This is a genomic window from Pseudomonas sp. OF001 (genome assembly GCF_904426495.1).
Classification (GTDB): Bacteria; Pseudomonadota; Gammaproteobacteria; order Pseudomonadales; family Pseudomonadaceae; genus Geopseudomonas.
This window is the reverse complement of sequence record NZ_CAJGBM010000065.1, coordinates 65,854-89,441: the sequence shown is the minus strand read 5'-3', so window position 1 is coordinate 89,441 and position 23,588 is coordinate 65,854. Positions and strand designations below refer to the sequence as shown.

Genomic DNA, 23,588 nt, shown 5'->3' with positions numbered 1-23,588 from the left:
CTCGGGTAGATATATATCTGCCGGAAATCCCCGCTCAAAGCGCCTGAATTAGCATTCGGCTCGCGCAGGGGATTCCCATGTCTGAAAAATGAGGAAATAACCAATGCTGTTCGGAACCATTGGCTCCCATGAGTACTTGCTCAACAGTGACGACTTCCTGATTTCGCGTACCGACCTGTCCGGAAGGATCACCTACGCCAATCCGGCGTTCATCGCGGTGAGCGGCTTCTCTTGGGATGAGCTCAATGGCGCAGACCACAACATAGTCCGCCATCCGGACATGCCGAAGGCCGCCTTCGCCAACCTTTGGGAAACCCTCAAGGCTGGGCGGGAATGGAACGGACTGGTCATGAACCGGCGCAAGAACGGCGACTACTACTGGGTCGAGGCCCACGTCACCCCCTACTTCGAAGGCAACACCCTGGTCGGCTACGCCTCGGTGCGCATCAAGGCCGACGCCCAGGCCGTGGCGCAGGCCCGTGAGGTCTATGGCGACATCGCTGCCGGCAGGCGCAGCGCCTTCTACCTGAGGGATGGCGTGTTGTGCCGCAAGGGCGTGCTCGGGCAGCTCGCCCGGCTCAACCCCTCGTCCATGCAGTTCCGCCTGCCGGCCATGTCGGTCACCGCCATCCTCTGCACCGGCGCCGGCTTCGCGGTTGGCGCGCAGGCCGCGGCGGTCCCCGTCTGGGAGGCGCTGGACGGTTCCTCGCTGGCCGTGCTCGGCGGCCTGTCCGCCGTGCTCGCCTACATCGGCTATCGCACGCTGCGCTCGATCAAGGCCCCGATCGCCGCGGCTATGAAGTTCAACTCGCAGATCGCCGCCGGCAACCTGAGCGTGCAGATCCCCAACTTCGGCCGCACGGAAATCGGCCAACTGGCAGCCATGATGGACACCATGCGCAAGAGTCTGTCGAGCATTGCCCTCGATGTGAACCGCAGCATCCACAGCGTATCGTCCGCCACCCACAACATCGCCACGGGCAACGACGCCCTCGCCGCACGCACCGAGGACCAGGCCGCCGCGCTGCAGCAGACGACCAGCAGCATGGAAGAGATCACCACCACGGTCGATCAGAACGCCAGCAATGCCCAGCATGCCAACCAGTTGTCCGAGCACGCCTCCAGCCTGGTCAAGGACAGCGGCGAGGTGATGCACAAGGTTGTGCGCAAGATGTCGGCGATCTCCGAGGCCGCACAGAAAATGGGCGAGATCATCGAGTTGATCGACTCGATTGCCTTCCAGACCAACATCCTCGCGCTGAACGCCTCTATCGAGGCGGCCCGCGCCGGCGAGCATGGGCGCGGCTTTGCCGTGGTGGCCACCGAGGTGCGTCTGCTGGCCGGCCGCTCGGCAGAAGCGGCAAGGGACATCCGCCAGCTCATCGACCACTCGACCAGCGAAATCGGCGAAGGCGTCGCCCTGGTCAAGGCGGCGGAGTCGTCAATCGACGAGGTCATCGCGTCGGTCGTCAAGGTCAGCGACATCATGGGCGAAATATCTTCCGCGTCCTCGGAGCAGAGCGCCGGTATCGCCCAGGTGAGCCAGGCCATCGTTCAGCTCGACGGCGTGACGCAGAAGAACGCCGGCATGGTCAACCACGCCCAGCAGGTCTCGGGCAGCCTGCAGGCGCAGGTGCGCGAGCTGGTTCAGGCGATCTCGATCTTCAAGGTCGACAGCCGCCAGCTGCTTGAGCCCGATCTGCAGCACATGCGGGCGGCATTCGACGAGGTGCTCCCGCCACGGGGGCCGGTGAACGCGCTCGCCCCGCGGCTGCGCAACGGCAAAGCCGCCACGGCGGAGGAAAGCTGGGAGGCATTCTGAGCCCGGCCCGACAGTCGGCGGAGCCCCCGAGGGGCGTTGACGCCCATCAAGATGGGCCACCGCCCAGCGGCAGTTAATGAAGGGGACGGGGACTGCGGCAGCCACGCGGCACCTGTTCCCTCCCCCGCAGGCCCCCGCAGCGTGCCGAGGGGCGACTCCCCACGCTTTTCCCGCGCGGCTTCTTTCACCTTACCGGCAATGTTCCCCAGCCATGCTCGACCTGTTTTTCCTGCTCGCCCCCGTCGCCCCCAGCCTGTACCTGTACGGCACCTTCGATCTCTGGCTGGTCGCCCTGTCGATCCTGCTCTCGGTCGGCGCCGCGACCATGGGCCTGCAGGTGGCCGGGATCGCCCGCACCAGCAACACGGTGCTGCAACGCCAGGTGGCGCTGCTCTCTGGCGCCCTGGCGCTGGGCGGCGGCATCTGGGCGATGCATTTTCTCGGCATGCTGGCCTTCCGCCTGTGCAGCCCGGTCAGCTACGACCCGCTGACCACCCTGCTGTCGGTGCTGCCCAGCCTGGCGGCCTCGTGGGTCGCCCTGTCGCTGCTCACCCGCCCGCACCTGCGGGGGCGCCAGTTGGTGCTCGGCGGCGTGCTGGTCGGCGCCGGCATCGGCACCATGCACTACAGCGGGATGGCCGCCATGCGGATGGCACCGCTGCTGCGCTACGACCCGTGGTGGTTCGCCCTGTCGATCCTGCTCGCCGCCGGTCTGGCCATGCTGGCGCTGTGGGTCCGTTTCGGCCTGGAGCACAACGCCCGCCTGCGCCCGCTGCACAGACTGCTGCTCGGTGGCCTGGTGATGGGCTCGGCCATCGCCGCCATGCATTACGCCGGCATGGCGGCAGCACGCTTCATTGGCACCGCAAGCTCGGACAATCCGCTGCCGGCGCTGCAGAGCGGGCTGATCGCCAATGCCGTGCTGTTCGGCACCCTGCTGCTGATCGTTGCCGTACTGCTCAGCAATACCTTCCTACACTACCGGGAGCGGATGCGCTGGACCCTGCGCAGCCAGGAGCGCTTCATCCAGTCGCTGATCGGCAACCTCCCCGGCATCGTCTTCCGCTCCCGGCTGGACGACGCCTGGAGCCTGCTGTTTCTCAGCGACGGTATCGAGCAGCTCACCGGCTGGAGCAGTCGCGAACTGCTCGACAGCGGCGGCCTGCGTCCACTGATCCCCGCCGAAGACCTGCCGCGCCTGGCCGAGGCCCGCCACCGGGCCATTGCCGAGGGCGGCAGCTATTCGGCCGAATACCGCCTGCGCTGCAAGGACGGACGCCTGCTGCGGGTCTGGTCGCTCGGCCACATCGTCACCGAAACCCAGCGCTCGCTCGAGGGCGAGGGCGAGGGCGAGGGCGAGGTAGTGCTGCTCGACGGCATGATCTTCGACATCAGCGAACGCCATGCCCTGGAACAGGAACTGCGGCGCGCCCGTGACCATGCCGAACAGGCCTCGAAGGCGCGCAGCCTGTTCCTCGCCAACATGAGCCATGAAATCCGCACGCCGATGAACGGGGTGATCGGCATGCTCGACCTGGCGCTGGAAACCCCGCTCAACCCCGAGCAGCGCGAATACTTGCAGATCGCCCAGCGCTCCGGCGAGACGCTGCTGGCGCTGCTCAACGACATCCTTGACGTGTCCAAGGTCGACGCCGGGCATCTGGAGCTGGAAAGCGTCGCCTTCGACCTCAGTGAAATCGTCGAGCACACTGCCAAGCTGCTGGCCGCCCGCGCCCACCAGAAGCAGCTCGAACTGATCATCGAGATCGAGCCCAGCCTACCGCGGCAGGTGCTTGGCGATCCGCTGCGCCTGCGCCAGGTGCTGCTCAACCTGCTCAGCAACGCGATCAAGTTCACCGAGCGAGGCGAAGTCGCACTCTGCGTCGGTCGCTCACCCCGCACGCCGGGGGCGCTGTGCTTCGCCGTGCGCGACACAGGTATCGGCATCGCCCCGGAGGTGCAACCGCTGATCTTCGACTCCTTCCGCCAGGCCGACGAATCAACTACCCGCAAGTACGGCGGCACCGGTCTGGGCCTGTCGCTCAGCCGCCGCCTGGTCGAGCTGATGGGTGGCGAAATCCATCTGGAGTCGACGCCCGGCCAGGGCAGTCGCTTCTTCTTCGAGCTGCAGCTGCCATTGCAGGACAGCCCCTGCGGCGAACGCAGCGCCAGCGAACGTGCCGCCGAACAACTTGCCGGTCGCGGCCTGCTGATCGTCGACGACGTGCTGGCCAACCGGCTGATCGTCGAGCGTCATGCCATCGCCTGGGGCATGCAGCCGCACGGTTTCTGCAACCCGCTCGATGCGCTGGCCTGGGTGCAGGACCCGCAACACGCAGCCAGCGTGCAGCTGGCGGTACTCGACCGCATGATGCCCGAACTGGACGGTCTGGAGCTGGCGCACCGGCTGCGCGAGCAGCACCCACGCCTGCGTCTGGTGATGCTCTCCTCGGCCAGCGATCAACTGGAGATCGAGGCCCGCGAACACCAGGTGCTCGACCAGTGCCTGAGCAAACCGGCTGGCCCCGATGCGCTGGCCTATGCCCTGATCAGTGCGCTGCACAGCCCGCGCGCCACTGGCGCGGCGGCCGCCGACGTTGAGCCCTGCCTTAGCGGCTGCCGTGTGCTGCTGGTCGAGGACCACCCGGTCAACCGCATGCTCGCCCAGCGCCTGCTCGACAAGCATGGCGCGCTGATCGACGAGGCGGAGGACGGCGCCCAGGCAGTCGCCCGCATCGAGTCCGGCGAACGCTTCGACATCATCCTCATGGACTGCCAGATGCCGGTGATGGACGGCCCCACCGCCACCCGTGAGATCCGCCGCCTGGAACACAAGCGCGGCCAACCACGCACACCGATCCTCGCCCTCACCGCCCATGCCAACACCCCGGAAGTCGCCGAATGCCGACACGCGGGCATGGACGACATCCTCAGCAAGCCCTACAACGTGCGACAGCTGCTCGACTGCATGCTTGCCCTGCTCGCTCCCCCGCCGTCTGCACTGACGGCTCCCGCCGCCTTGCCGCCACTGCCGACGTTACTCGACGACGCCATGCTCGACACCCTGCACGAGGCGCTGGGCACCGACCTGCACACGGTCGTGAGCTTCTTCTGCACCAATCTCCCGGGACATATCGCACGTTTGCAAAGCGCTCTCGCCAAGAGCGACCACGACGAGGTTCGCAAGGAGGCTCACCGGCTCAAGGGCAGTGCCGGCAACCTCGGTGCTCTGGCGCTGGCAGCGCTGGCGTGCGACATCGAGCAGTACGCCGCGACCAGGCAGGCGGTCCCGGCAGACAGCGCCGAACGCTTGGCGCAACTGGCCGAAGCCAGCGTGCGCAGACTTCAGCAACGCTATCCCGACCCGGAGCACGGCGCCGCGCCCCCCCCCCAGCAACAGAACGCCCACTGACGATCCGGCAAGGAGCGGCACTACGACCATGCATACCGAGCAATCCATCCTCGTCATCGAGGACGACCAGTCCACCCGAATGCTGATCAAGTCGATCCTCGGCAAGCAGGGCTATCGACTGCTGGAGGCCACCGACGGCCAAGAAGGCCTGGAGGTTTTCCTGCGCGACAGCCCCGATCTAGTGCTGATGGACGTGATGATGCCGCGTCTCGATGGCTTCGCCGCCTGCCGGGCGATGCGCGAGTCCGAGGCCGTGCCGGGCACGCCGGTGATCATGCTCACCGCCGCCGATGCCACCACTGACGTGGAGCGGGCCTTCGAGTCCGGCGCCACCGACTTCATCACCAAGCCGATCAACTGGCCGCTGCTCGCCTCGCGGCTGCGCTATGCCCTGCGCGCCCGGCGCACCAGCCTGGAACTGCAGCGCACCCGGCTGCGCCAGAGCCACGCCCAGAAGATCGCCCGCCTCGGCTTCTGGGCCTGGCACACCGACAGCGACTGCCTAGAGTGGTCGGTGGATCTGGCCGAGATGGCCGGGATCGCCGCCGCGGAGGTCGATCATCTCGACAAGCTGCTCACCCGTGTCCATCCCGACGACCGGACGCGTCTCGCCCAGGCCATGAATGTCTCGCGCACGGCGCTGAGCCGGCTCGACCAAGAGGTCCGCTTGCCGCAGGCTGGAGGCGGCATGCGCGTGCTGCATCTGGTCGCCGAGCACAGCCCGACGCAAGGTCCCGCGCGGTTGTTCGAGGGCGCCTGGCAGGACGTCACCCAGACACGCGAAGCCGAGCGGATGGTCCAGCATCTGGCCCTGCATGACACGCTCACCGGCCTGCCCAACAGCAAGCTGTTCCTGCGCCTGCTGGAAACCGCGATAGAGGGCGCCCGCCGCGCGGGGTACGGCATCGCCATGGTGCTGTTCGACATCAGTCGCCTGGGACGCATCAACGATGCCCTCGGCATGAAAGTCGGCGACCTGGTGCTGGCGCGCGTCGCCCATGCCCTGCAACAGGGGATGCCCAGTGAGGTGCATGCCGCCCGCCTGGCCGGCGACGAGTTCGCCCTGCTGGTCCCGCACAACGACCTGTCCCGCCTGCGCGCCAAGACCGAGGCGGCGCTGGCGCGCACCAGCCAGCCACTCGACGTCGACGGCCAAGCGCTGTTCGTGTCGCTGACCGCCGGCATCGCCTTGTTTCCCGACCACGCCGGCGATGCAGAGGAGATGATCCAGGCCGCCCGGGATGCCCGCAAGCTCGCCCGCCTGCAAGGCAGACCACTGGGCATCGCCCGTCCGTCCGACACCGACAGGGGCACCGAGCTGAAACTGGAGCTTGCCCTGCGCACTGCGCTCGAGGAGAACTTCCGTCAATTCCATCTGGTCTACCAGCCGCAGCTGCAGCTGCGCGACAACCGCATCGTCGGCGTCGAGGCGCTGATACGCTGGGAGCATCCGGAGGTCGGTCCGGTGCCGCCGCCGCGCTTCATCCCGATCATGGAGGAGCTGGGCCTGATCAATGCCTTGGGCGAATGGATCCTGCGCAGCGCCTGCCGACAGCTACGCGCCTGGCAGAACCTCGGCATCCAGCTGCAGATGAGCATCAACCTGTCGCCGCGCCAGTTCCAAGACAACCGGCTGACGGAAGTGCTCGTCGCGGCGGTGCGCGATGCTGGCGTGCCACCGACGCAGATCAAGCTGGAGATCACCGAGAGCATCGCCATGCAGGACCCACAGGGCACCATCGAGCAGTTGCGCGGCTGGCGCGCCCAGGGCTTCCAGATAGCCATCGACGACTTCGGTATCGGCTACTCGTCGCTGGAATACCTGCTGCGCTTCCCGCTCGACACCATCAAGATCGACCGCGCCTTCATCAAGGACATCGTCGCCTCGCCCAGCGACCGCGCCATCGTCCGCGCAGTCACCGTCATGGCCCAGAGCATGGGCCTGAGCACAGTCGCCGAAGGCGTCGAAACCCAACGCCAGCAGGACTACCTGGATGCCATCGGCATCAGCCAAATCCAGGGCTACTTGTTCGGCAAGCCAATGCGCGCCGACGATTTAGCACGCTTCTACCTGACCCATCAGGGGCGCTCGACCACTACCGGCGCCGCGACACGACTGGCGCAGGCGCTCTAGTCCTAGGCTCCGTCGTCATCGGCCGCCACCAGCGGCGGCGCCCCGGCACGTACCAGCCAGTCGGCCGGCAGGCTCTTGCTGGCGCGGGCGCCGAGCGCCTTGAGCTGCTCGGCGCGGCCGATCAGGTTGCCGCGCCCCTCGCCGAGCTTGTTGCGCGCATTGGCGTAGGCCTTGTCGAGCTGCTGCAGGCGGCTGCCGATCTCGTCGAGGTCCTGGACGAACAGCACGAACTTGTCATACAGCCAGCCGGCGCGCTCGGCGATCTCGCGGGCGTTGAGGTTCTGCCGCTCCTGGCGCCACAGGCTGTCGATCAGGCGCAGGGTGGCCAGCAGGGTGGTCGGCCCGACGATCACGATGTTCTGCGCGAAGGACTCCTCGAACAGCCCGGGTTCGGCCTGCAGCGCGGCGGCGAAGGCGCCTTCCAGCGGCACGAACAGCAGCACGAAATCGAGGCTGTGCAGGCCCTCCAGGCGCTGGTAGTCCTTGGCCGACAGGCCCTTGAGATGGCTGCGCAGCGACTGCACGTGCAGCTTCAGGGCCTGCGACCGGGCGCCCTCGTCCTCGGCGGCGACGTACTGCTGGTACGCGGTCAGGCTGACCTTGGCGTCGACCACCACCTGGCGCTCGCCGGGCAGGCGCACCAGCACGTCGGGCTGGTAGCGCTGGCCGCCTTCGCCACGCAGGCTGACCTGGGTGTCGTACTCGCGGCCCTTCTCCAGGCCGGCGTGCTCGAGCACCCGCTCCAGCACCAGCTCGCCCCAGTTGCCTTGGGTCTTCTGACCCTTGAGCGCGCGAGTCAGGTTGTGCGCCTCCTCGCCCAGGCGCTGGTTGAGCTGCTGCAGGCGCTCCAGCTCCTTGCCCAGCGAGAAGCGCTCGCGCGCCTCCTGCTGGTAGCTCTGTTCGACGCGCTGCTCGAAGCTGTGGATGCGCTCGCGCAGCGGATCGAGCAGCTGGCTCAGCCGCTGCTGGCTGTTCTCGGCGAAGCGCTGCTCGCGCTCCTCGAAGATCCGCCCGGCCAGCTCGGCGAACTGCGCGCGCAGCTCGTCGCGCGCCGCCTGCACCTCCTCGAGGCGCTGGCGATGGCCCTGCTGCTGCTCGCGCAGGGCGCTGGCCAGCGCGGCGCGCTCGGCGGCGAGGTCGCGCAGCTCCTCCTCGCGCTGCTGGCGCTCATCCTGCCACTGGCGGGCCGCCTCGGCGGCCTGCTGGCGCTCGGCGCCGAGCAGCTGGACCTCGCGGCGCAGGGCGGCGTTCTCGCCCTGCAGGGTCGCCAGCAGGCGCTGCTGGCCCTGCGCCTCGCCACGGACCTGGGCCAGTTGCCCGGCCAGCGCCTCGCGCGCCTGTTCGCCGGCGGCCAGACGCTCCTCCAGCAGGCCGGCCTGCTGGCGCGCCTCGCCGCGCTGCTGCTGCAGGCGCCAGAGCAGCCCCGCTAGAGGGAGGGCGGCAGCGACGATACCGAGCAACAGGCTGGACAGATCGAAAGGCATGAACGGACTCCCTGGCTGATAGCACCGAGTATAACGGTCAGGCGCTGCGGGCAGCGTCGCGCCGCCCCGGTTCAATCCACAATTGCTGTGGATAACTGGGTGGACAAATACCGGACAGATCGCCCCGCCCCCGGCGCGGCAGGGCCTGCAGACAGATTGGCTGTTTTTTGTTCAGAAGTTTTTCTGCTTGATTTTCAAAGAATTAGTTATTAGGGCAGCAGCCGTCCCGGCCCTGCTCCCGGATGCGACGGCGCGTCGCAGGCCTCGGGTTTTGTGCACAGGCGCACTTGACGATGGCGGCAGAGCACGCAGCGGCAGCGAGCGGGCAGAACCCCGGCGGGCGCCCAAACGAAAGGGCCGGCTGCTCGCGCAGCCGGCCCTTGTGTGGACAACCCGCAGCGTCGCCTTACAGCGGCTTGCCGCGGTTGCCGTGCTGGCTGACGAAGTCCTGCACCGCCTTCAGGTCGTTGGGCAGCACGCTGCAGCGCTCCTCGCGCTGGAACAGGTCGGCCAGGTGCGGCGGCAGTTGCGGTACGGCAGCGATGCCGGCCTTCTCCACCGCTTCCGGGAACTTGACCGGATGCGCAGTGCCGAGCACCACCATCGGCAGCGCCAGGCTGCGGCGGCACTCGCGGGCGGCCTTGACGCCGATCGCGGTGTGCGGGTCGAGCAGGTAGCCGGTCTGGCCATGCACCTCGGCGATGGTGGCGCAGGTCTGCTCGTCGTCCACCGCCAGCGAGTCGAACAGGCGGCGGGCCTCGGTCCAGCGGTCGTCCTCGACCGACAGCTTGCCGGTGGCCTTGAACTCGTCCATCAGCGCGCTGACGGCGGCGCCGTTGCGGCCGTGCAGGTCGAACAGCAGGCGCTCGAAGTTGGAGGAGACCATGATGTCCATCGACGGCGACAGCGACGGATGCAGGGTGTCCTTGTCGTAGCGGTTGCCGGACATGAAGCGGTGCAGGATGTCGTTGCGGTTGGTGGCGACGATCAGCTGGTTGATCGGCAGGCCCATGTTGCGCGCCAGGTAGCCGGCGAAGATGTCGCCGAAGTTGCCGGTCGGCACCGAGAAGGCCACCGAGCGGTGCGGCGCGCCGAGCTGCAGGGCGGCGTGGAAGTAGTAGACGATCTGGGCCATGATCCGCGCCCAGTTGATCGAGTTGACCGCCACCAGGCGAGTGCCCTTGAGGAAGCCCTGGTCGGCGAAGCTGGCCTTGACCATCTCCTGGCAGTCGTCGAAGTTGCCTTCGATGGCGATGTTGTGGATGTTGTCGCCGAGGATGGTGGTCATCTGCCGGCGCTGCACCTCGGACACGCGGTTGTGCGGGTGCATGATGAAGATGTCGACGTTGTCGCAGGCCTTGCAGCCCTCGATGGCGGCCGAGCCGGTGTCGCCGGAGGTGGCGCCCATGATCACCACGCGCTCGTTGCGCTTGGCCAGCACGTGGTCGAGCAGGCGGCCGAGCAGCTGCAGGGCGAAGTCCTTGAACGCCAGGGTCGGGCCCTGGAACAGCTCGAGCACCCACTCGTTGGCGCCCAGCTGGGTCAGCGGCGCCACCGCCTGGTGGGCGAACACGCCGTAGGTCTCTTCCAGGATCCGCTTGAAGTCGGCGTCGGCGATGGAGCCGGCGACGAACGGGCGCATCACCCGGAAGGCCAGCTCGTGGTACGGCAGGCCAGCCCAGGAGGCGATCTCCTCGACGGTGAAGCGCGGCAGGTTTTCCGGCACGTAGAGGCCGCCGTCGCTGGCCAGGCCGGCGAGCAGCACGTCTTCGAAGTTGAGGGCCGGCGCCTGGCCGCGGGTACTGATGTAGCGCATGGGGAAAAACCTTCGGTGCGGGCTGCCGGCGCGCGGCCGGCAGCCGTTGACGGATTAGTTGAGCTGCTCGACGCGGATGCGCACGACCTTGCCGGCCACGCCCTCGAGGGCCTCCAGGGCGGCGATGGCGTCGTCGATCTGCGCCTCGCGCACGCGGTGGGTGACCAGGATCATCGGCACCAGGCCGTCGTGCTCCTCGGCTTCCTTCTGCATGATCGACTCGATGTTGATGCCGCGCGCGGAGAGGATGCTCGCCACCTGGGCCAGCACGCCCGGATGGTCCTTGGCCTGGATGCGCAGGTAGTAGGCGCTCTCGCAGGCCTCGATCGGCAGGATCGGGTGGTCGGACAGCGCGTCCGGCTGGAACGCCAGGTGCGGCACGCGGTTCTCCGGGTCGGTGGTCAGCGCGCGGACCACGTCGACCACGTCGGCCACCACCGCCGAGGCGGTCGGCTCCATGCCGGCGCCGGCGCCGTAGTACAGGGTGCTGCCGACGGCGTCGCCGTTGACCATCACCGCGTTCATCACGCCGTTGACGTTGGCGATCAGGCGGTCGGCGGGGATCAGGGTCGGGTGCACGCGCAGCTCGATGCCGGCCTCGGTGCGGCGGGCCACGCCGAGGTGCTTGATGCGGTAGCCCAGCGCCTCGGCGTAGTTGACGTCGGCGGTGGTCAGCGCGGTGATGCCTTCGGTGTAGGCCTTGTCGAACTGCAGCGGAATGCCGAAGGCGATGGAGGCGAGGATGGTCAGCTTGTGCGCGGCGTCGATGCCCTCGACGTCGAAGGTCGGATCGGCCTCGGCGTAGCCCAGCGCCTGGGCTTCCTTGAGCACGTCGTCGAAGGTGCGGCCCTTCTCGCGCATCTCGGTGAGGATGAAGTTGCCGGTGCCGTTGATGATGCCGGCCAGCCAGTTGATGCGGTTGCCGGCCAGGCCCTCGCGGATCGCCTTGATCACCGGGATGCCGCCTGCCACGGCGGCCTCGAAGGCGACGATGACGCCCTTCTCGCGCGCCTTGGCGAAGATCTCGTTGCCGTGCACGGCGATCAGCGCCTTGTTGGCGGTGACCACGTGCTTGCCGTTGTCGATGGCCTTGAGCACCAGCTCGCGGGCCACGGTGTAGCCGCCGATCAGCTCGATGACGATGTCGATTTCCGGGTTGTCGACCAGCTCGAACACGTCACCGGTGATGGGGGTACCGGTGGTATCGCATTGCGGGTTGGCGTCACGCGCGGCAATCTGCGCCACTTCGATGCCGCGCCCGGCACGGCGGGCGATCTCCTCGGCATTGCGTTTGAGCACATTGAAGGTACCGCCACCGACGGTCCCCAACCCACAGATACCTACTTTCACCGGTTTCACTATCAGTTCCCCATCTTTACGACGCAGTACGGCCGGGAATCCCGGCCGATGAAAAGATCCGCACATTACGAAGCGGTGGATTGTTAGTCAATCGGCAGCTGAACGCCGATCACTTCGCCGCCAGCGCCGCCTCGGCCAGCTGCGGCGCCGGCTGGTAGCCGGGGATCAGCTGGCCGTTGGCCAGCACGATGGCCGGAGTGCCCTGCACGCCGATCATCTGGCCCAGTGCGTACTGCTTGCTCACCGGGTTGTCGCACTCGGCCTGCGGCACGTCCTTGCGCGCCTTGGCCAGGTTCATCGCCTCGCGCGGGTCCTTGGCGCACCACACGCTGACCAGGGTGTTGTAGCCGTGGCTGCCGACGCCCTGGCGCGGGAAGGCCACATAGCGCACCTCGACGCCGCGGCGGTTGAGCTCGGCCACCTCGCTGTGCAGCTTCTGGCAGTAGCCGCAGTCGGTGTCGGTGAACACGGTGATGTGGGTCTTCTGCGCTGCCTTGGCGTCGGCCGGGAACACCACCATCTCCTTGACCGGGATGGCATTGATCTCCTTGGCCACCGCCTTGCTTTCGGCCTGCTCGGTGAGGTTGACGGCCTTGCCGTCCTTGACCTGGTACAGGAAGCCCTGCATGACGAACTGGGCGTCGGCGCTGGTGTAGAGCAGGCGGCCGCCCTTGAGCTGCACCTGGTACAGGCCGGGCATCGGGCTCTCGCTGATCGCCTCGATCGGCAGGTCCGGCTGCAGCGCCTTGAGGGACTGGCGGATCGTCTGATCGGGGTCGGCAGCCTGGGCGATGGCGCTGGCCAGGCCGAGAGTGACGGCAGCGAGGAAGCGGAACGGACGCATGAAGACTCCTTGAAGCGGCGAAGCGGCTTGGTTGATGGCCAAGCCTACCACAGCCACCCGGGCCGGCCGCGGCAACGGCGCACGCTGCCGACGATCAAGCGGACGAGCTGCCCTGCAGGGCCTGCAGGCGCGCGTCGGCGATGTGGATGTAGATCTGCGTGGTCGACAGGTCGCGATGCCCGAGCAGCATCTGCACCACCCGCAGGTCGGCGCCGTGGTTGAGCAGGTGGGTAGCGAAGGCGTGGCGCAGGGTGTGCGGCGACAGCGGCTGATCGATGCCGGCGCTGCGCGCGTGGCGCTTGATGCGGTGCCAGAAGGTCTGCCGGGTCATCTGCTCGCCGCGCAGGCTGGGAAACAGCACCTCGCTGGGCCGTCCGAGCAGCAGCTCGCCGCGCGCCGCGCGCAGGTAGCGCAGCAGCCAGTCGATGGCTTCCTCGCCGAGCGGCACCAGGCGCTCGCGCCCCCCAGGGCCGTTCACCCGTACCACGCCCTGGCGCAGATCGACCTGCTCGAGGGTCAGCGCCACCAGTTCGCTGACCCGCAGGCCGCAGGCATACAGCACCTCAAGCATGGCGCGGTCGCGCAGGCCGAGCGCCGCGCCGGTGTCCGGCGCGGCCAGCAGCGCCTCGACCTCGGCCTCGCCGAGGCTGTGCGGCACGGCGCGCGACTGGCTCGGCAGGACCACCTGCAGGGTGGGGTCCTCGGCGATCAGCCCGGTGAACTGGCAGTAGTGGTAGAAGCCGCGCAGGCAGGACAGCAGGCGCGCCGTGGAGCGCGCGTGGTAGCCGCGCTCCTGGCGCCAGCCGAGGTACTCGCGGACCAGATCGCGGTCGACCCGCAGCAGGTCGAAACCGCGCTCGGCCAGCCAGGCACGGAACAGCGCCAGGTCGGTGCCGTAGGCTTCCCGGGTGTGGCGCGACAGGCCCTTCTCCAGCCAGAGGGCATCGAGAAAGCGATCGATCAGGGGATGGGCGTGCTCGGACATGGGCGGGGCGCGATGACGACGGGAGCGCCAGTCTGGCACGCCCGCCCGGCCAGCGGCCAGCCCGCCCCGCCAGGGCGGGCCGGGGGCAGTCAGGACGCCGAGCGCAGGCCGTCGGTGGCGGGCCGGAAATACAGGCGGTCGCCGCGCGCCAGACCGACCAGGCTGGCATGGCTCTTCACCACCTCGGCCTCGACCAGCTCGCCCTGCCCCTCGACCCTGAGGGTCACCCGGGTGATGGCGCCGAGCGGGCGGATGTCGCGCACCTCGGCGGCCAGATGGCCGGCCAGCGCCTCGCGCGCCAGCGACACCTCGTGCGGACGGAACAGGATGTGCCCCTCCTCGCCCAGCTGCAGGCGGTTGGAGTCGCCGAGGAAGTGGTAGACGAAGTCGCTGGCCGGCTGCTCGTAGACCTCGCCGGGCGCGCCGATCTGCTCGATGACGCCCTTGTTCATCACCACGATGCGGTCGGCGACCTCCATGGCCTCCTCCTGGTCATGGGTGACGAACACCGAGGTCAGGTTGATCTCCTCGTGCAGGCGCGCCAGCCAGCGGCGCAGCTCCTTGCGCACCTTGGCGTCCAGCGCGCCGAACGGCTCGTCGAGCAGGAGGATCTTCGGCTCCACCGCCAGGGCGCGGGCCAGGGCGATGCGCTGGCGCTGGCCGCCGGAGAGCTGCTCGGGGTAGCGGTCGGCCAGCCAGTCGAGCTGCACCATGTTCAGCAGTTCGTGGACCTTGTCCCTGATCTGCGCCTCGCTCGGCCGTTCGCGCTTGGGTTTCATGCGCAGGCCGAAGGCGACGTTGTCGAACACCGTCATGTGGCGGAACAGCGCGTAGTGCTGGAACACGAAGCCGACGTTGCGGTCGCGCACGTCGTGGCCGGAGACGTCCTCGCCGTGGAAGGCGATGCTGCCGACGTCCGGGGTTTCCAGGCCGGCGATGATGCGCAGCAGGGTGGTCTTGCCGCAGCCGGACGGGCCGAGCAGTGCCACCAGCTCGCCGCTGTGGATGTCCAGGTCGATGGCGTCGAGGGCCTGGAAGGCGCCGAAGCGCTTGCTGACGGTGCGGATCTCGATACTCATGGCTTATTCCTCGGCAGCATTCGACTTGAGGCGGGTCAGACGGCTTTCGCTCCACTGCTTGAGCAGCAGGATGCACAGCGCCAGGGCCAGCAGCAGGCTGGCGACGCTGAAGGCGGCGACGTGGTTGTACTCGTTGTAGAGGATCTCGACATGCAGCGGCAGGGTGTTGGTGACGCCGCGGATATGCCCCGACACCACCGACACCGCGCCGAACTCGCCCATCGCCCGCGCGGTGCACAGCACCACGCCGTAGATCAGGCCCCACTTGATGTTGGGCAGGGTGACGTGCCGGAACATCTGCCAGCCGTTGGCGCCGAGCAGCCGCGCGGCCTCCTCCTCCTGGATGCCCTGCTCCTGCATCAGCGGAATCAGCTCGCGGGCGACGAAGGGCACGGTGACGAACACGGTGGCCAGGACGATGCCGGGCACGGCGAAGATGATCTGGATGTCGCGCTCCTGCAGCCACGGGCCGAAGAAACCCTGGGCGCCGAACAGCAGCACATAGATCAGGCCGGCGATCACCGGCGACACCGAGAACGGCAGGTCGATCAGGGTGACCAGCAGGCTCTTGCCGCGGAACTCGTACTTGCTCACGCACCAGGCGGCGGCGACGCCGAACAGCAGGTTCAGGGGCACGGCGATGGCCACGGCGGTGAGGGTCAGCTGCAACGCGGCGAGGGCGTCCGGCTCGAGGATGGCGGTGACGAAGGTGCCCAGGCCCTGCTTGAGCGCCTCGCCGAGCACCACGTACAGCGGCAGCAGCAGGAACAGGGCGAACACCAGCCAGGCGCCGGCGATCAGCAGGGAGCGGCCCAGCGCATGGCCGCGGCGGGCGGCATTGCCCTGTGCGGCGCCGTAGGCGACGGTTACGGATGACATGGCGGCCTCCTCACGGCGTTTCGATGCGGCGCTGCAGCAGGTTGATCAGCAGCAGCAGGACGAAGGACACCACCAGCATCAGCACGCCGATGGCGGTGGCGCCGGTGTAGTCGTACTGGTCGAGCTTGACCATGATCAGCAGCGGCAGGATCTCGGTCTTCATCGGCATGTTGCCGGCGATGAAGATCACCGAACCGTACTCGCCGATGCCGCGGGCGAAGGCCAGGGCGAAGCCGGTCAGCCAGGCCGGCAGCAGCGCCGGCAGCAGCACGTGGCGGAACACCTGCCAGGGTTTGGCGCCCAGACAGGCAGCGGCCTCCTCCACCTCGCGCGGAATGTCCTCCAGCACCGGCTGCAGGGTGCGCACCACGAACGGCAGGGTGACGAAGGTCAGTGCCAGGGTGATGCCCAGCGGGGTGTAGGCGATCTTGAAACCGAGATCGGCGGCCAGGCTGCCGATCAGCCCCCTGGGCGCGTAGAGCGCGGTCAGGGCGATGCCGGCCACCGCGGTGGGCAGGGCGAACGGCAGGTCGATCATCGCGTCGATGACCTTGCGCCCGGGGAAGCGGTAGCGCACCAGCACCCAGGCCAGCAGGGTGCCGATCACGCCGTTGAGCAGCGCCGCAGCCAGGGCGACCCCGAAGCTCAGCTTGAGCGCAGCGAGCACCCGCGGCGCGCTGACGATGGCCCAGAACTGCTCCCAGGTGAGCTGGGCCGCATGGACGAACATGGCACCCAGGGGGATCAGCACCAGGAGGCTGAGATACACCAGGGTGTAGCCCAGCGTCAGCCCGAAGCCGGGTATGACGGGGGAAATGCGGCGGGACATGGGTTCCTCGCAAGTTTCTTGGCCCGGAGGCCATCCGGGTTGTGGTCAAGCAACAACCCCCGGTGGCGGACACCGGGGGCTCGATCGGCAGGCGGAGATCACTGCACCTGGTAGATCTGGTCGAATACGCCGCCATCGTTGAAGAACTTCGGCTGCGCGCTCTTCCAGCCGCCGAAGTCTCCATCGATGGTGACCAGCTTGAGCGCCGGGAACTGCTGGGCGAACTCGGCGGCGACCTTCTCGTTGCGCGGGCGGTAGAAGTGCTTGGCGGCGATGCGCTGGCCTTCCTCGCTGTACAGGTACTCGAGGTAGGCGGTGGCCACTTCGCGGGTGCCCTTCCGGTCGACGTTCTTGTCGACCACCGCCACCGGCGGCTCGGCGAGGATCGACAGGCTGGGCGCGACGATCTCGAAGTTCTCGCCGCCCTCCTCCTTGAGCGCCAGGAACGCCTCGTTCTCCCAGGCCAGCAGCACGTCGCCGATGTCGTTGTTGACGAAGGTGATGGTCGAGCCGCGGGCGCCGGTGTCCAGCACCGGGACGTTCTTGTACAGCTGCTCGACGAAGGCCTTGGCCTTGTCCTCGCTGCCGTACTGCTGCTGGGCGTAGGCCCAGGCGGCGAGGAAGTTCCAGCGCGCGCCGCCGGAGGTCTTCGGGTTGGGGGTGATCACCTCGACGCCCGGCTTGACCAGGTCGTCCCAGTCCTTGATCTGCTTGGGGTTGCCCTTGCGCACCAGGAACACGATGGTCGAGGTGTAGGGGGTGCTGGCCTGCGGCAGGCGCGACTGCCAGTCCTCCGGGATCAGCTTGCCGAGCCTGTGCAGCTCGTCGATGTCGCCGGCCAGAGCCAGGGTCACCACATCGGCCTTGAGGCCGTCGATCACCGCACGGGCCTGCTTGCCCGAACCGCCGTGGGACTGCTGGATGCTCACGGCCTCGTGGCCCTGGGCCTGCCAGTGCTGGTTGAAGGCCGCGTTGTACTCCTGGTACAGCTCGCGGGTCGGGTCGTAGGACACGTTGAGCAGGGTCTGCGCCTGTGCGGCGGCGCTGAGGGACAGGCCGACGATGGCGGCCAGAGCGAAACGACGAATGGACATGCTGGTGCTCCTTGGGCGTGCTCGACAGCACGCCGGATAACGGCGGAATGTGGCAATCGGGTCGGGAACGACGGTTGGCGTCACATTCGCCAGCAACAGCGGCGGAGGGCTCGGATGCTCATGTGCGTGCTCATGGTCTGGTCGATGTCAGGTTGCATGCTCACGCCCTCCGGTGGTCCAGTCGGGCCTGTGCGAAATCAGGGTTGCTTGCTGCCGCTCGGCGGCTGCAGGCGGAACTTTTCCTTGCGCTCGATCTGCACCACCTGGCCGTTGTGCACAGTGATTTCCACCGCGCCGTAGCGCAGGCCGTGCAGGGCATTGTGGATCTCGCGCAACAGACCGGCTTCGTCCTGGCCGGCGACACTGCGTAGGTTGGCGCTCATGGGGATGCTCCTTGGCTATGGATCGCCCGCGGGCCGTGCCCCGGCGATGGAGCGCATATTAGGCACACCATTTATATTCTTAAAAATATTGTTTAAGAATTTTTATATATCTAAATGACATAAAAGCCAGGCAGCCCAGGCGCCGCCGGCGCGACTCGAATCGCCGCCCGCCGCCGCAGCGCAGCCTGGCTCCCGGCTGCGCCGCCTGGCCGCCTATACTGCAGGACACATGCGCAGCGGGCTCCATGCGCCGCTGCCGCTACCCCGATCCACCGGGCGCCCTCGCCCGGCCTGCCGAACAGCCCGCGCACGAGGTGCGCAGGCCGGCGTCCGAGCGCACGACGAGGTAGGCATGCTCATTCTGGCGGCAGACATCGGCGGTACCCGGGCGCGCCTGCTGCTGAGCGAGAGCCGCGGCGACGCCTGGCAGCCCCTGCGTCAGCAGACCCTGGCCAGCCAGGAACATGCCGACGGCCTGAGCCTGCTGCGCGCCTTCCTGCGCCCGGGCGAACAGCCGCAGGTCGCCTGCCTGGCCGTGGCCGGGCCGGTCGATGGCCAGCAGGTGCGACTGACCAACCTGCCCTGGGACCTGGACGCCGACGAACTGGCCGGGCAACTCGCTCTGCGCCGGATCGAGCTGGTCAACGACCTGGCCGCCCAGGTCCAGGGCTTGCCCCTGCTGCACGACGAGCAACTGTGCCCCCTGCAGAGCGGCAGGCCGCAGCCCGGCGGCGTGCGCGCCCTGCTCGCCGTCGGCACCGGCCTGGGCATGGCGCTGCTCGCCGGCACGCCGGCGCAGCCGCTGGTCCTGCCCAGCGAGGGCGGCCATGCCGACTTCGCCGCGCAGGACGAGCAGCAGCTCGCCCTGCTGCACCACCTGTTGCCACGCCACGGCCGGGTCAGCCTCGAGCTGCTGCTGTCCGGTGCGGGGCTGGTCCGCCTCTTCGCCTTTCTCGCCGGCCGCGATGAGGATGCCGACGGCCTGCCCGGTCCCGCGCAGATCGGCGCCGCCGCCGCGGCCGGCGACGCCCGGGCGACGGCGACCCTCGAGCTGTTCGCCCGCCTGCTGGCCGGCGCCGCCGGCAACCTGGCGCTGACCGGCCTGGCCCGCGGCGGCGTGTACCTGGGCGGCGGCATCGCGCCGAAGATCCTGCCCTGCCTGCGCCTGCCGGCGGTGCGCGAGGCGTTCGTCGCCAGGCCGCCGATGCGTGCGCTGCTGGAAGGCATCCCGCTGCAGGTGGTGCTCGACGAGCAGTTGGGCCTGCGCGGCGCCGCGCAGATCGCCGCGCGCCTGGCGCTGCAGGCGGAGTGACGCCATGGCACCGGCCAGCCCGCCCCCGCCCCGGCTGACCTGGCAGTTCCTGCGCCTGGCCGGCGCCTACTGGAACTGCGAGCGCCGCTGGACGGTGCGCGCGGCGGTGCTGCTGCTGGTGGCGCTGACCCAGGCGCAGGTGGGCCTGGCGATCTGGATCAGCTACTGGCATCGCGAGCTGTTCGACGTCCTCGAGGCGCGCTCGCTGCGCGATCTGGTCTGGCTGATCGCCACCTTCCTGCTGATCTTCGTGCTGACCATGCTGGTCACCGCCCTGCACCTGCACGTCAAGCGCTGGCTGCAACTGGACTGGCGGCGCTGGCTGACCGACCGCCTGCTCGACCAGTGGATGGCCCACGCCCGCCACTACCAGCTGCAGTTCACCAGCGGCGAGCACGACAACCCCGACGGGCGCATCGCCGAGGACATCCGCATCGCCACCGAGACGGCCATCGCCCTGGCGCTGTCGCTGCTCTATTCGCTGCTGATCCTCGGCAGCTTCATCGACATCCTCCTCGACGTCTCCGGCAGCCTGCCGATCCCCGGCACCTCCCTGGTGGTGCCCGGCTATCTGGTGCTGCTGGCCTTCCTGTATGCCGGCGGCGGCACCGTGTTCGGCCTGCTGCTGGGCCGGCCGCTGATCCGCGCTACCAACCGCCTGCAGACGGTGGAGGCCAACCTGCGCTTCGGCCTGGCCCGTGCCCGCGAGAACTCCGAGGCGATCGCCCTGATGCACGGCGAGGAGATCGAGCACCGCCAGGCCGATCGGCTGTTCGCCGACGTCGGCCAGGGCTGGAACCGCCAGACGCTCGGCTACCTGGGCATCGTCTCCTTCTCCACCGGCTACGGCACCCTGCTGCCGGTGTTCCCGATCCTGGTCGCCGCGCCGCAGTTCATCGCCGGGGGCATGACCCTGGGCGTGCTGATGCAGGCGGCGCAGGCCTTCCAGCGCCTGACCTCGGCGCTGTCCTGGCCGATCGACAACCTCGGCGAGCTGGCCAAGTGCCGCGCCTCGGTCGACCGGGTGGTGAGCCTGTACAACGACATGCTGCTGCTCGAGGAGCGCGCCGACAATCCGGTGGAGCACCGCATCGACCTGCGCCGCAGCCAGGGCGACACACTGACCCTGCGCAACCTCAGCCTGGCCAATCCGGACGGACGGGTGCTGCTGGAGCCTCTGGACCTGAGCATCCAGCGTGGCGAACGGGTGCTGATCAGCGGCGACCCGACGGTGACCATCGCCCTGTTCAAGGCGGTCGCCGGGCTGTGGCCCTGGGGCCATGGCGAAATCGAGCTGCCCGCCGGACAGAGCATCGTGTTCCTGCCGCAGCGGCCGTTCCTCCCCGACGGCACCCTGCAGGCGGCGCTCAGCTACCCGCATCCCGCCGGCCACTTCGGCCACGCGCAGATTCTCCACGCCCTGGACTGCGCCGGCATCCCCTGGCTGGCGCCGCGCCTGGAGGACAGCGACGACTGGGACCGCGTGCTGCCGCTGCGCGCCCAGCAGCGCATCGGCATCGCCCGCCTGCTGCTGCACCATCCGGCCTGGGTGTTCATCGAGGAGGCCACCGACGCCTTCGACGTGCAGGGCGAGGAATGCATGACCGAGGTGCTGCACCGCGAACTGCTCGGCTCGACGCTGCTGACCATCAGCTTCCACCGCACCCTGGAACACTTCTACACGCGCCGGCTGGTGCTCGACCGGCTGTGCGAAGACAAGTACCTGAACTGCTCGCCGGAGCCGGCCCCCTGCGCCCTACGCGAACCCTGACGGCAGCCAGCCGCGCTCGACGCAGTCGCGGAAACACCAGGCCGGAGTGGTCTCGGTCTTGTAGCTCCAGAAGAACCAGCCCAGGTACTTCTCCCAGGTAGCCAGCTGGGCGGCGGCGTAGCCGCGGTAGGCCACATCCTCCTGGAAGGCGTCCATGTACTCCAGCGCGTGATTGAACGGCCCCTCGGCCCACAGCGAGACCACCCGGAGGTCCAGGCCCAGACTCCACTCGCCGCAGAAGGTCGGCAGGCCCAGCTCGGTGATGACGGCATCGGCCTCCTGCTTCCACTCGCCGGCGGCCTTGCGCAGGTGGCCGTAGATGTCCATGTCGATGTCGCCGCGCTCGAAGCACTGGTAGCGGTGGATGTCGAAGATCACGTTGCGGAACTCCGGCCCCTGCATGAAGCCCAGATACTCGCGGAAATCGCGGAAACCGTCATGGAACACCACCGCCACCCGCTCGGCCGGGCAATGCTTGCGGATGCGCGCGTAGGCGGCCAGGTAGTAGGCCTTGAGGTAGTCGGTAGGCACGTCCCAGCGCGGTTCGTTGAGTGCTTCGATGGCGTGCAGCGCCGGATGGTCGCGATAGCGCTCGGCCAGGCGCTCCAGCACCGCCAGCGAATGCTCGAGGTATTCCGGGCGGGTGTGCCATTCGCAGACGTCCTTGATTCCGCCGTTGTCGAAACCGTTCTGGCAGCCCGGGGCGGCATGCAGGTCGAGCACCACGCGCAGACCGAACTCCTGCGCCCAGTCCATGGCGCGGTCGAGCACCTCGATGCCGCCTTCGACGAAGGGATGGCGGTGCACGCCGTAGCTCGGGTGCCAGGGATAGTCGGGGCCGAAGATCCAGTGGCCCAGCGGGATGCGCACGGCGTTCAGGCCATGGCCGGCGATCCAGGCGAAGTCGTCGCGGGTGACGAAGCTGTCCCAGTGCCGGCGCAGGCGCTCGCCCGCAGCCTCGCCCAGTTCGGCGCACCAGGTGGTCTCGTCGGTGGCCGCCAGCCCTTCGAACAGACTCGGCACCATCCATTTCTCCAGCACCAGCCAGCTGCCCAGATTGACCCCGCGCAGCTTCATGCCTGCCTGCTTCATCGCCGTCTCCCCCGCGCCTGGCGCGTCCAGCCCACCTGACTGTCAGGCTAGCAGACGCCAGACGCAGCCGAGGCCGCGCACCACCGACCCAAATCGCGGACACAAAAAAAGCAGCCCGAGGGCTGCTTTTTTTGCTGCAGGGAAGCGGGTCTCAGACCAGCTTCTCCTTGATGCGAGCGGCCTTGCCGGACAGGTCGCGGAGGTAGTACAGCTTGGCCTTGCGCACGTCGCCGCGACGCTTGACGGTGATGCTGTCGACCAGCGGGCTGTAGGTCTGGAAGGTACGCTCGACGCCGAAGCCGCTGGAGATCTTGCGCACGGTGAAGGCGCTGTTCAGGCCGCGGTTACGCTTGCCGATCACCACGCCTTCGAAGGCCTGCAGACGCTGACGGTCGCCTTCCTTCACCTTCACTTGCACGATCACGGTGTCGCCGGGGGCGAACGCCGGGATCTCTTTGTTCATCTGTTCAGCTTCGATCTGCTGAATGATCGGGTTCTTGTTGCTCATGCTGTGCTCCATAGACAAGCCTGCGGCCTGCCATCGATACGTTAACTATCGTTCTGCTGGCGGATATATTCGTCCAGCAGCTTTTTCTCTTCTCCAGAAAGCGAGCGACTATCCAGAAGATCGGCACGTCGTTCCCAGGTACGTCCCAGGGACTGCTGCAAACGCCAGCGCCGGATGTGTTCGTGGTTGCCGCTGAGCAGCACCGGCGGAACACTTTTGCCCTCGTACACCTCGGGTCGGGTGTAGTGCGGACAGTCGAGCAGGCCGTCGGTAAACGAGTCCTCCTCGGCGGAATCGGCGTGTCCCAATGCTCCGGGCAACAGCCGCGTCACCGCATCGATCAGCACCATGGCCGGCAGCTCACCGCCGGACAGGACATAATCGCCGATCGACCATTCTTCATCCACGTGCGTCTCGATGAAACGCTCGTCGATGCCTTCGTAACGCCCGGCGATGAGGATCAGACGCTCCTCGTTCGCCAGTTCGCGGACCGCCGCCTGATCGAGACGACGCCCCTGCGGCGACAGGTAGATCACCTTGGCCGCACCGCCTGCAGCTTGCCTGGCATCGGCCAGGGCCCGCTCCAGCGGCTTGATCTTCATCACCATCCCCGGGCCACCGCCGAAGGGCCGATCGTCCACCGTCTGGTGGCGGTCCTCGGTGTAATCCCGCGGATTCCAGCATTGCAGCTGCAGGAGACCCTGCTTCACCGCACGGCTGGTGATGCCGTACTCGCTGATGGCGACGAACATCTCGGGGAACAGGCTGAGAACGTCTACCCGCAT

The 23,588-nt window shown here is 68.1% G+C and carries 18 protein-coding genes and 1 pseudogene; 6 read left to right on the top strand and 13 right to left on the bottom strand.

The annotated features are described in order from the left end of the window. Positions 1-103 precede the first annotated feature (103 nt). From RA210_RS22275 to RA210_RS21415, 4 genes and pseudogenes are all read left to right on the top strand, one after another. A pseudogene (locus RA210_RS22275) lies at positions 104-901 on the top strand (PAS domain-containing protein); the annotation flags it as partial. After that, on the top strand, positions 884-1,822 hold the full coding sequence (locus tag RA210_RS22270; RefSeq protein WP_372239875.1) for a methyl-accepting chemotaxis protein: 939 nt from the start codon (positions 884-886) through the stop codon (positions 1,820-1,822). The pseudogene RA210_RS22275 and the gene RA210_RS22270, both read left to right, overlap by 18 nt. 211 nt (positions 1,823-2,033) lie before the next feature. Continuing rightward, a complete protein-coding gene (locus tag RA210_RS21420; protein ID WP_168772508.1) occupies positions 2,034-5,234 on the top strand; it encodes an MHYT domain-containing protein in 3,201 nt (1,066 codons plus the stop codon). Positions 5,235-5,262: 28 nt separating this feature from the next. Beyond that, positions 5,263-7,368 (top strand): putative bifunctional diguanylate cyclase/phosphodiesterase, encoded by a 2,106-nt coding sequence (locus tag RA210_RS21415; protein ID WP_136489791.1) that lies wholly within the window; start codon positions 5,263-5,265, stop codon positions 7,366-7,368. 2 nt (positions 7,369-7,370) lie between these two features. Here RA210_RS21415 and rmuC read toward each other — a convergent pair whose 3' ends face one another. The 10 genes from rmuC to oscA all read right to left on the bottom strand — a co-directional run bounded on the left by rmuC (position 7,371) and on the right by oscA (position 18,120). Continuing rightward, positions 7,371-8,852, bottom strand: coding sequence for a DNA recombination protein RmuC (rmuC, locus tag RA210_RS21410; RefSeq protein ID WP_136489790.1), 1,482 nt, complete (start codon positions 8,850-8,852; stop codon positions 7,371-7,373). A gap of 406 nt (positions 8,853-9,258) precedes the next feature. Beyond that, positions 9,259-10,668: a threonine synthase gene (thrC, locus tag RA210_RS21405; RefSeq protein ID WP_201487940.1), complete on the bottom strand. Its 1,410-nt coding sequence runs from the start codon at positions 10,666-10,668 to the stop codon at positions 9,259-9,261. Positions 10,669-10,722: 54 nt separating this feature from the next. Continuing rightward, on the bottom strand, positions 10,723-12,027 hold the full coding sequence (locus tag RA210_RS21400) for a homoserine dehydrogenase (protein WP_136489788.1): 1,305 nt from the start codon (positions 12,025-12,027) through the stop codon (positions 10,723-10,725). A 109-nt stretch (positions 12,028-12,136) separates the two neighbouring features. Next, positions 12,137-12,871, bottom strand: a complete 735-nt coding sequence (locus RA210_RS21395) for a disulfide isomerase DsbC N-terminal domain-containing protein (RefSeq protein ID WP_136489787.1) — start codon at positions 12,869-12,871, stop codon at positions 12,137-12,139. Between the two features lie 94 nt (positions 12,872-12,965). Beyond that, complete coding sequence (xerD, locus tag RA210_RS21390) at positions 12,966-13,856, bottom strand: site-specific tyrosine recombinase XerD (protein WP_201487939.1); 891 nt, start codon at positions 13,854-13,856, stop codon at positions 12,966-12,968. 89 nt (positions 13,857-13,945) lie between these two features. Beyond that, positions 13,946-14,935, bottom strand: coding sequence for a sulfate/molybdate ABC transporter ATP-binding protein (locus RA210_RS21385; protein WP_201487938.1), 990 nt, complete (start codon positions 14,933-14,935; stop codon positions 13,946-13,948). A gap of 3 nt (positions 14,936-14,938) precedes the next feature. Next, complete coding sequence (cysW, locus tag RA210_RS21380) at positions 14,939-15,814, bottom strand: sulfate ABC transporter permease subunit CysW (protein ID WP_201487937.1); 876 nt, start codon at positions 15,812-15,814, stop codon at positions 14,939-14,941. A gap of 10 nt (positions 15,815-15,824) precedes the next feature. Next, positions 15,825-16,643: a sulfate ABC transporter permease subunit CysT gene (gene cysT, locus RA210_RS21375; RefSeq protein ID WP_201487936.1), complete on the bottom strand. Its 819-nt coding sequence runs from the start codon at positions 16,641-16,643 to the stop codon at positions 15,825-15,827. Between the two features lie 98 nt (positions 16,644-16,741). Continuing rightward, positions 16,742-17,737, bottom strand: coding sequence for a sulfate ABC transporter substrate-binding protein (locus RA210_RS21370; RefSeq protein WP_201487935.1), 996 nt, complete (start codon positions 17,735-17,737; stop codon positions 16,742-16,744). Positions 17,738-17,934: 197 nt separating this feature from the next. Beyond that, positions 17,935-18,120, bottom strand: coding sequence for a sulfur starvation response protein OscA (gene oscA / locus RA210_RS21365; protein ID WP_136489781.1), 186 nt, complete (start codon positions 18,118-18,120; stop codon positions 17,935-17,937). A 352-nt stretch (positions 18,121-18,472) separates the two neighbouring features. On the opposite strand from oscA, the gene RA210_RS21360 reads away from it, so the two are divergent. Together RA210_RS21360 and RA210_RS21355 are read left to right on the top strand one after the other, a co-directional pair. Further along, positions 18,473-19,432, top strand: coding sequence for a glucokinase (locus RA210_RS21360; protein ID WP_201487934.1), 960 nt, complete (start codon positions 18,473-18,475; stop codon positions 19,430-19,432). Between the two features lie 4 nt (positions 19,433-19,436). Beyond that, the gene (locus RA210_RS21355; RefSeq protein WP_201487933.1) at positions 19,437-21,203 is read left to right on the top strand and encodes an ABC transporter ATP-binding protein/permease; all 1,767 of its coding nucleotides are present in this window, start codon (positions 19,437-19,439) and stop codon (positions 21,201-21,203) included. Here RA210_RS21355 and RA210_RS21350 read toward each other — a convergent pair. From RA210_RS21350 to trmD, 3 genes are all read right to left on the bottom strand, one after another. After that, positions 21,189-22,295 carry a glycoside hydrolase family 5 protein gene (locus tag RA210_RS21350; RefSeq protein WP_136489778.1) on the bottom strand — a complete coding sequence of 369 codons (1,107 nt, stop codon included), beginning with the start codon at positions 22,293-22,295 and terminating at the stop codon, positions 21,189-21,191. The genes RA210_RS21355 and RA210_RS21350 overlap by 15 nt on opposite strands. A gap of 151 nt (positions 22,296-22,446) precedes the next feature. After that, positions 22,447-22,803: a 50S ribosomal protein L19 gene (gene rplS / locus RA210_RS21345; protein ID WP_136489777.1), complete on the bottom strand. Its 357-nt coding sequence runs from the start codon at positions 22,801-22,803 to the stop codon at positions 22,447-22,449. A gap of 41 nt (positions 22,804-22,844) precedes the next feature. Beyond that, on the bottom strand, positions 22,845-23,588 hold the full coding sequence (gene trmD, locus RA210_RS21340) for a tRNA (guanosine(37)-N1)-methyltransferase TrmD (protein ID WP_136489776.1): 744 nt from the start codon (positions 23,586-23,588) through the stop codon (positions 22,845-22,847).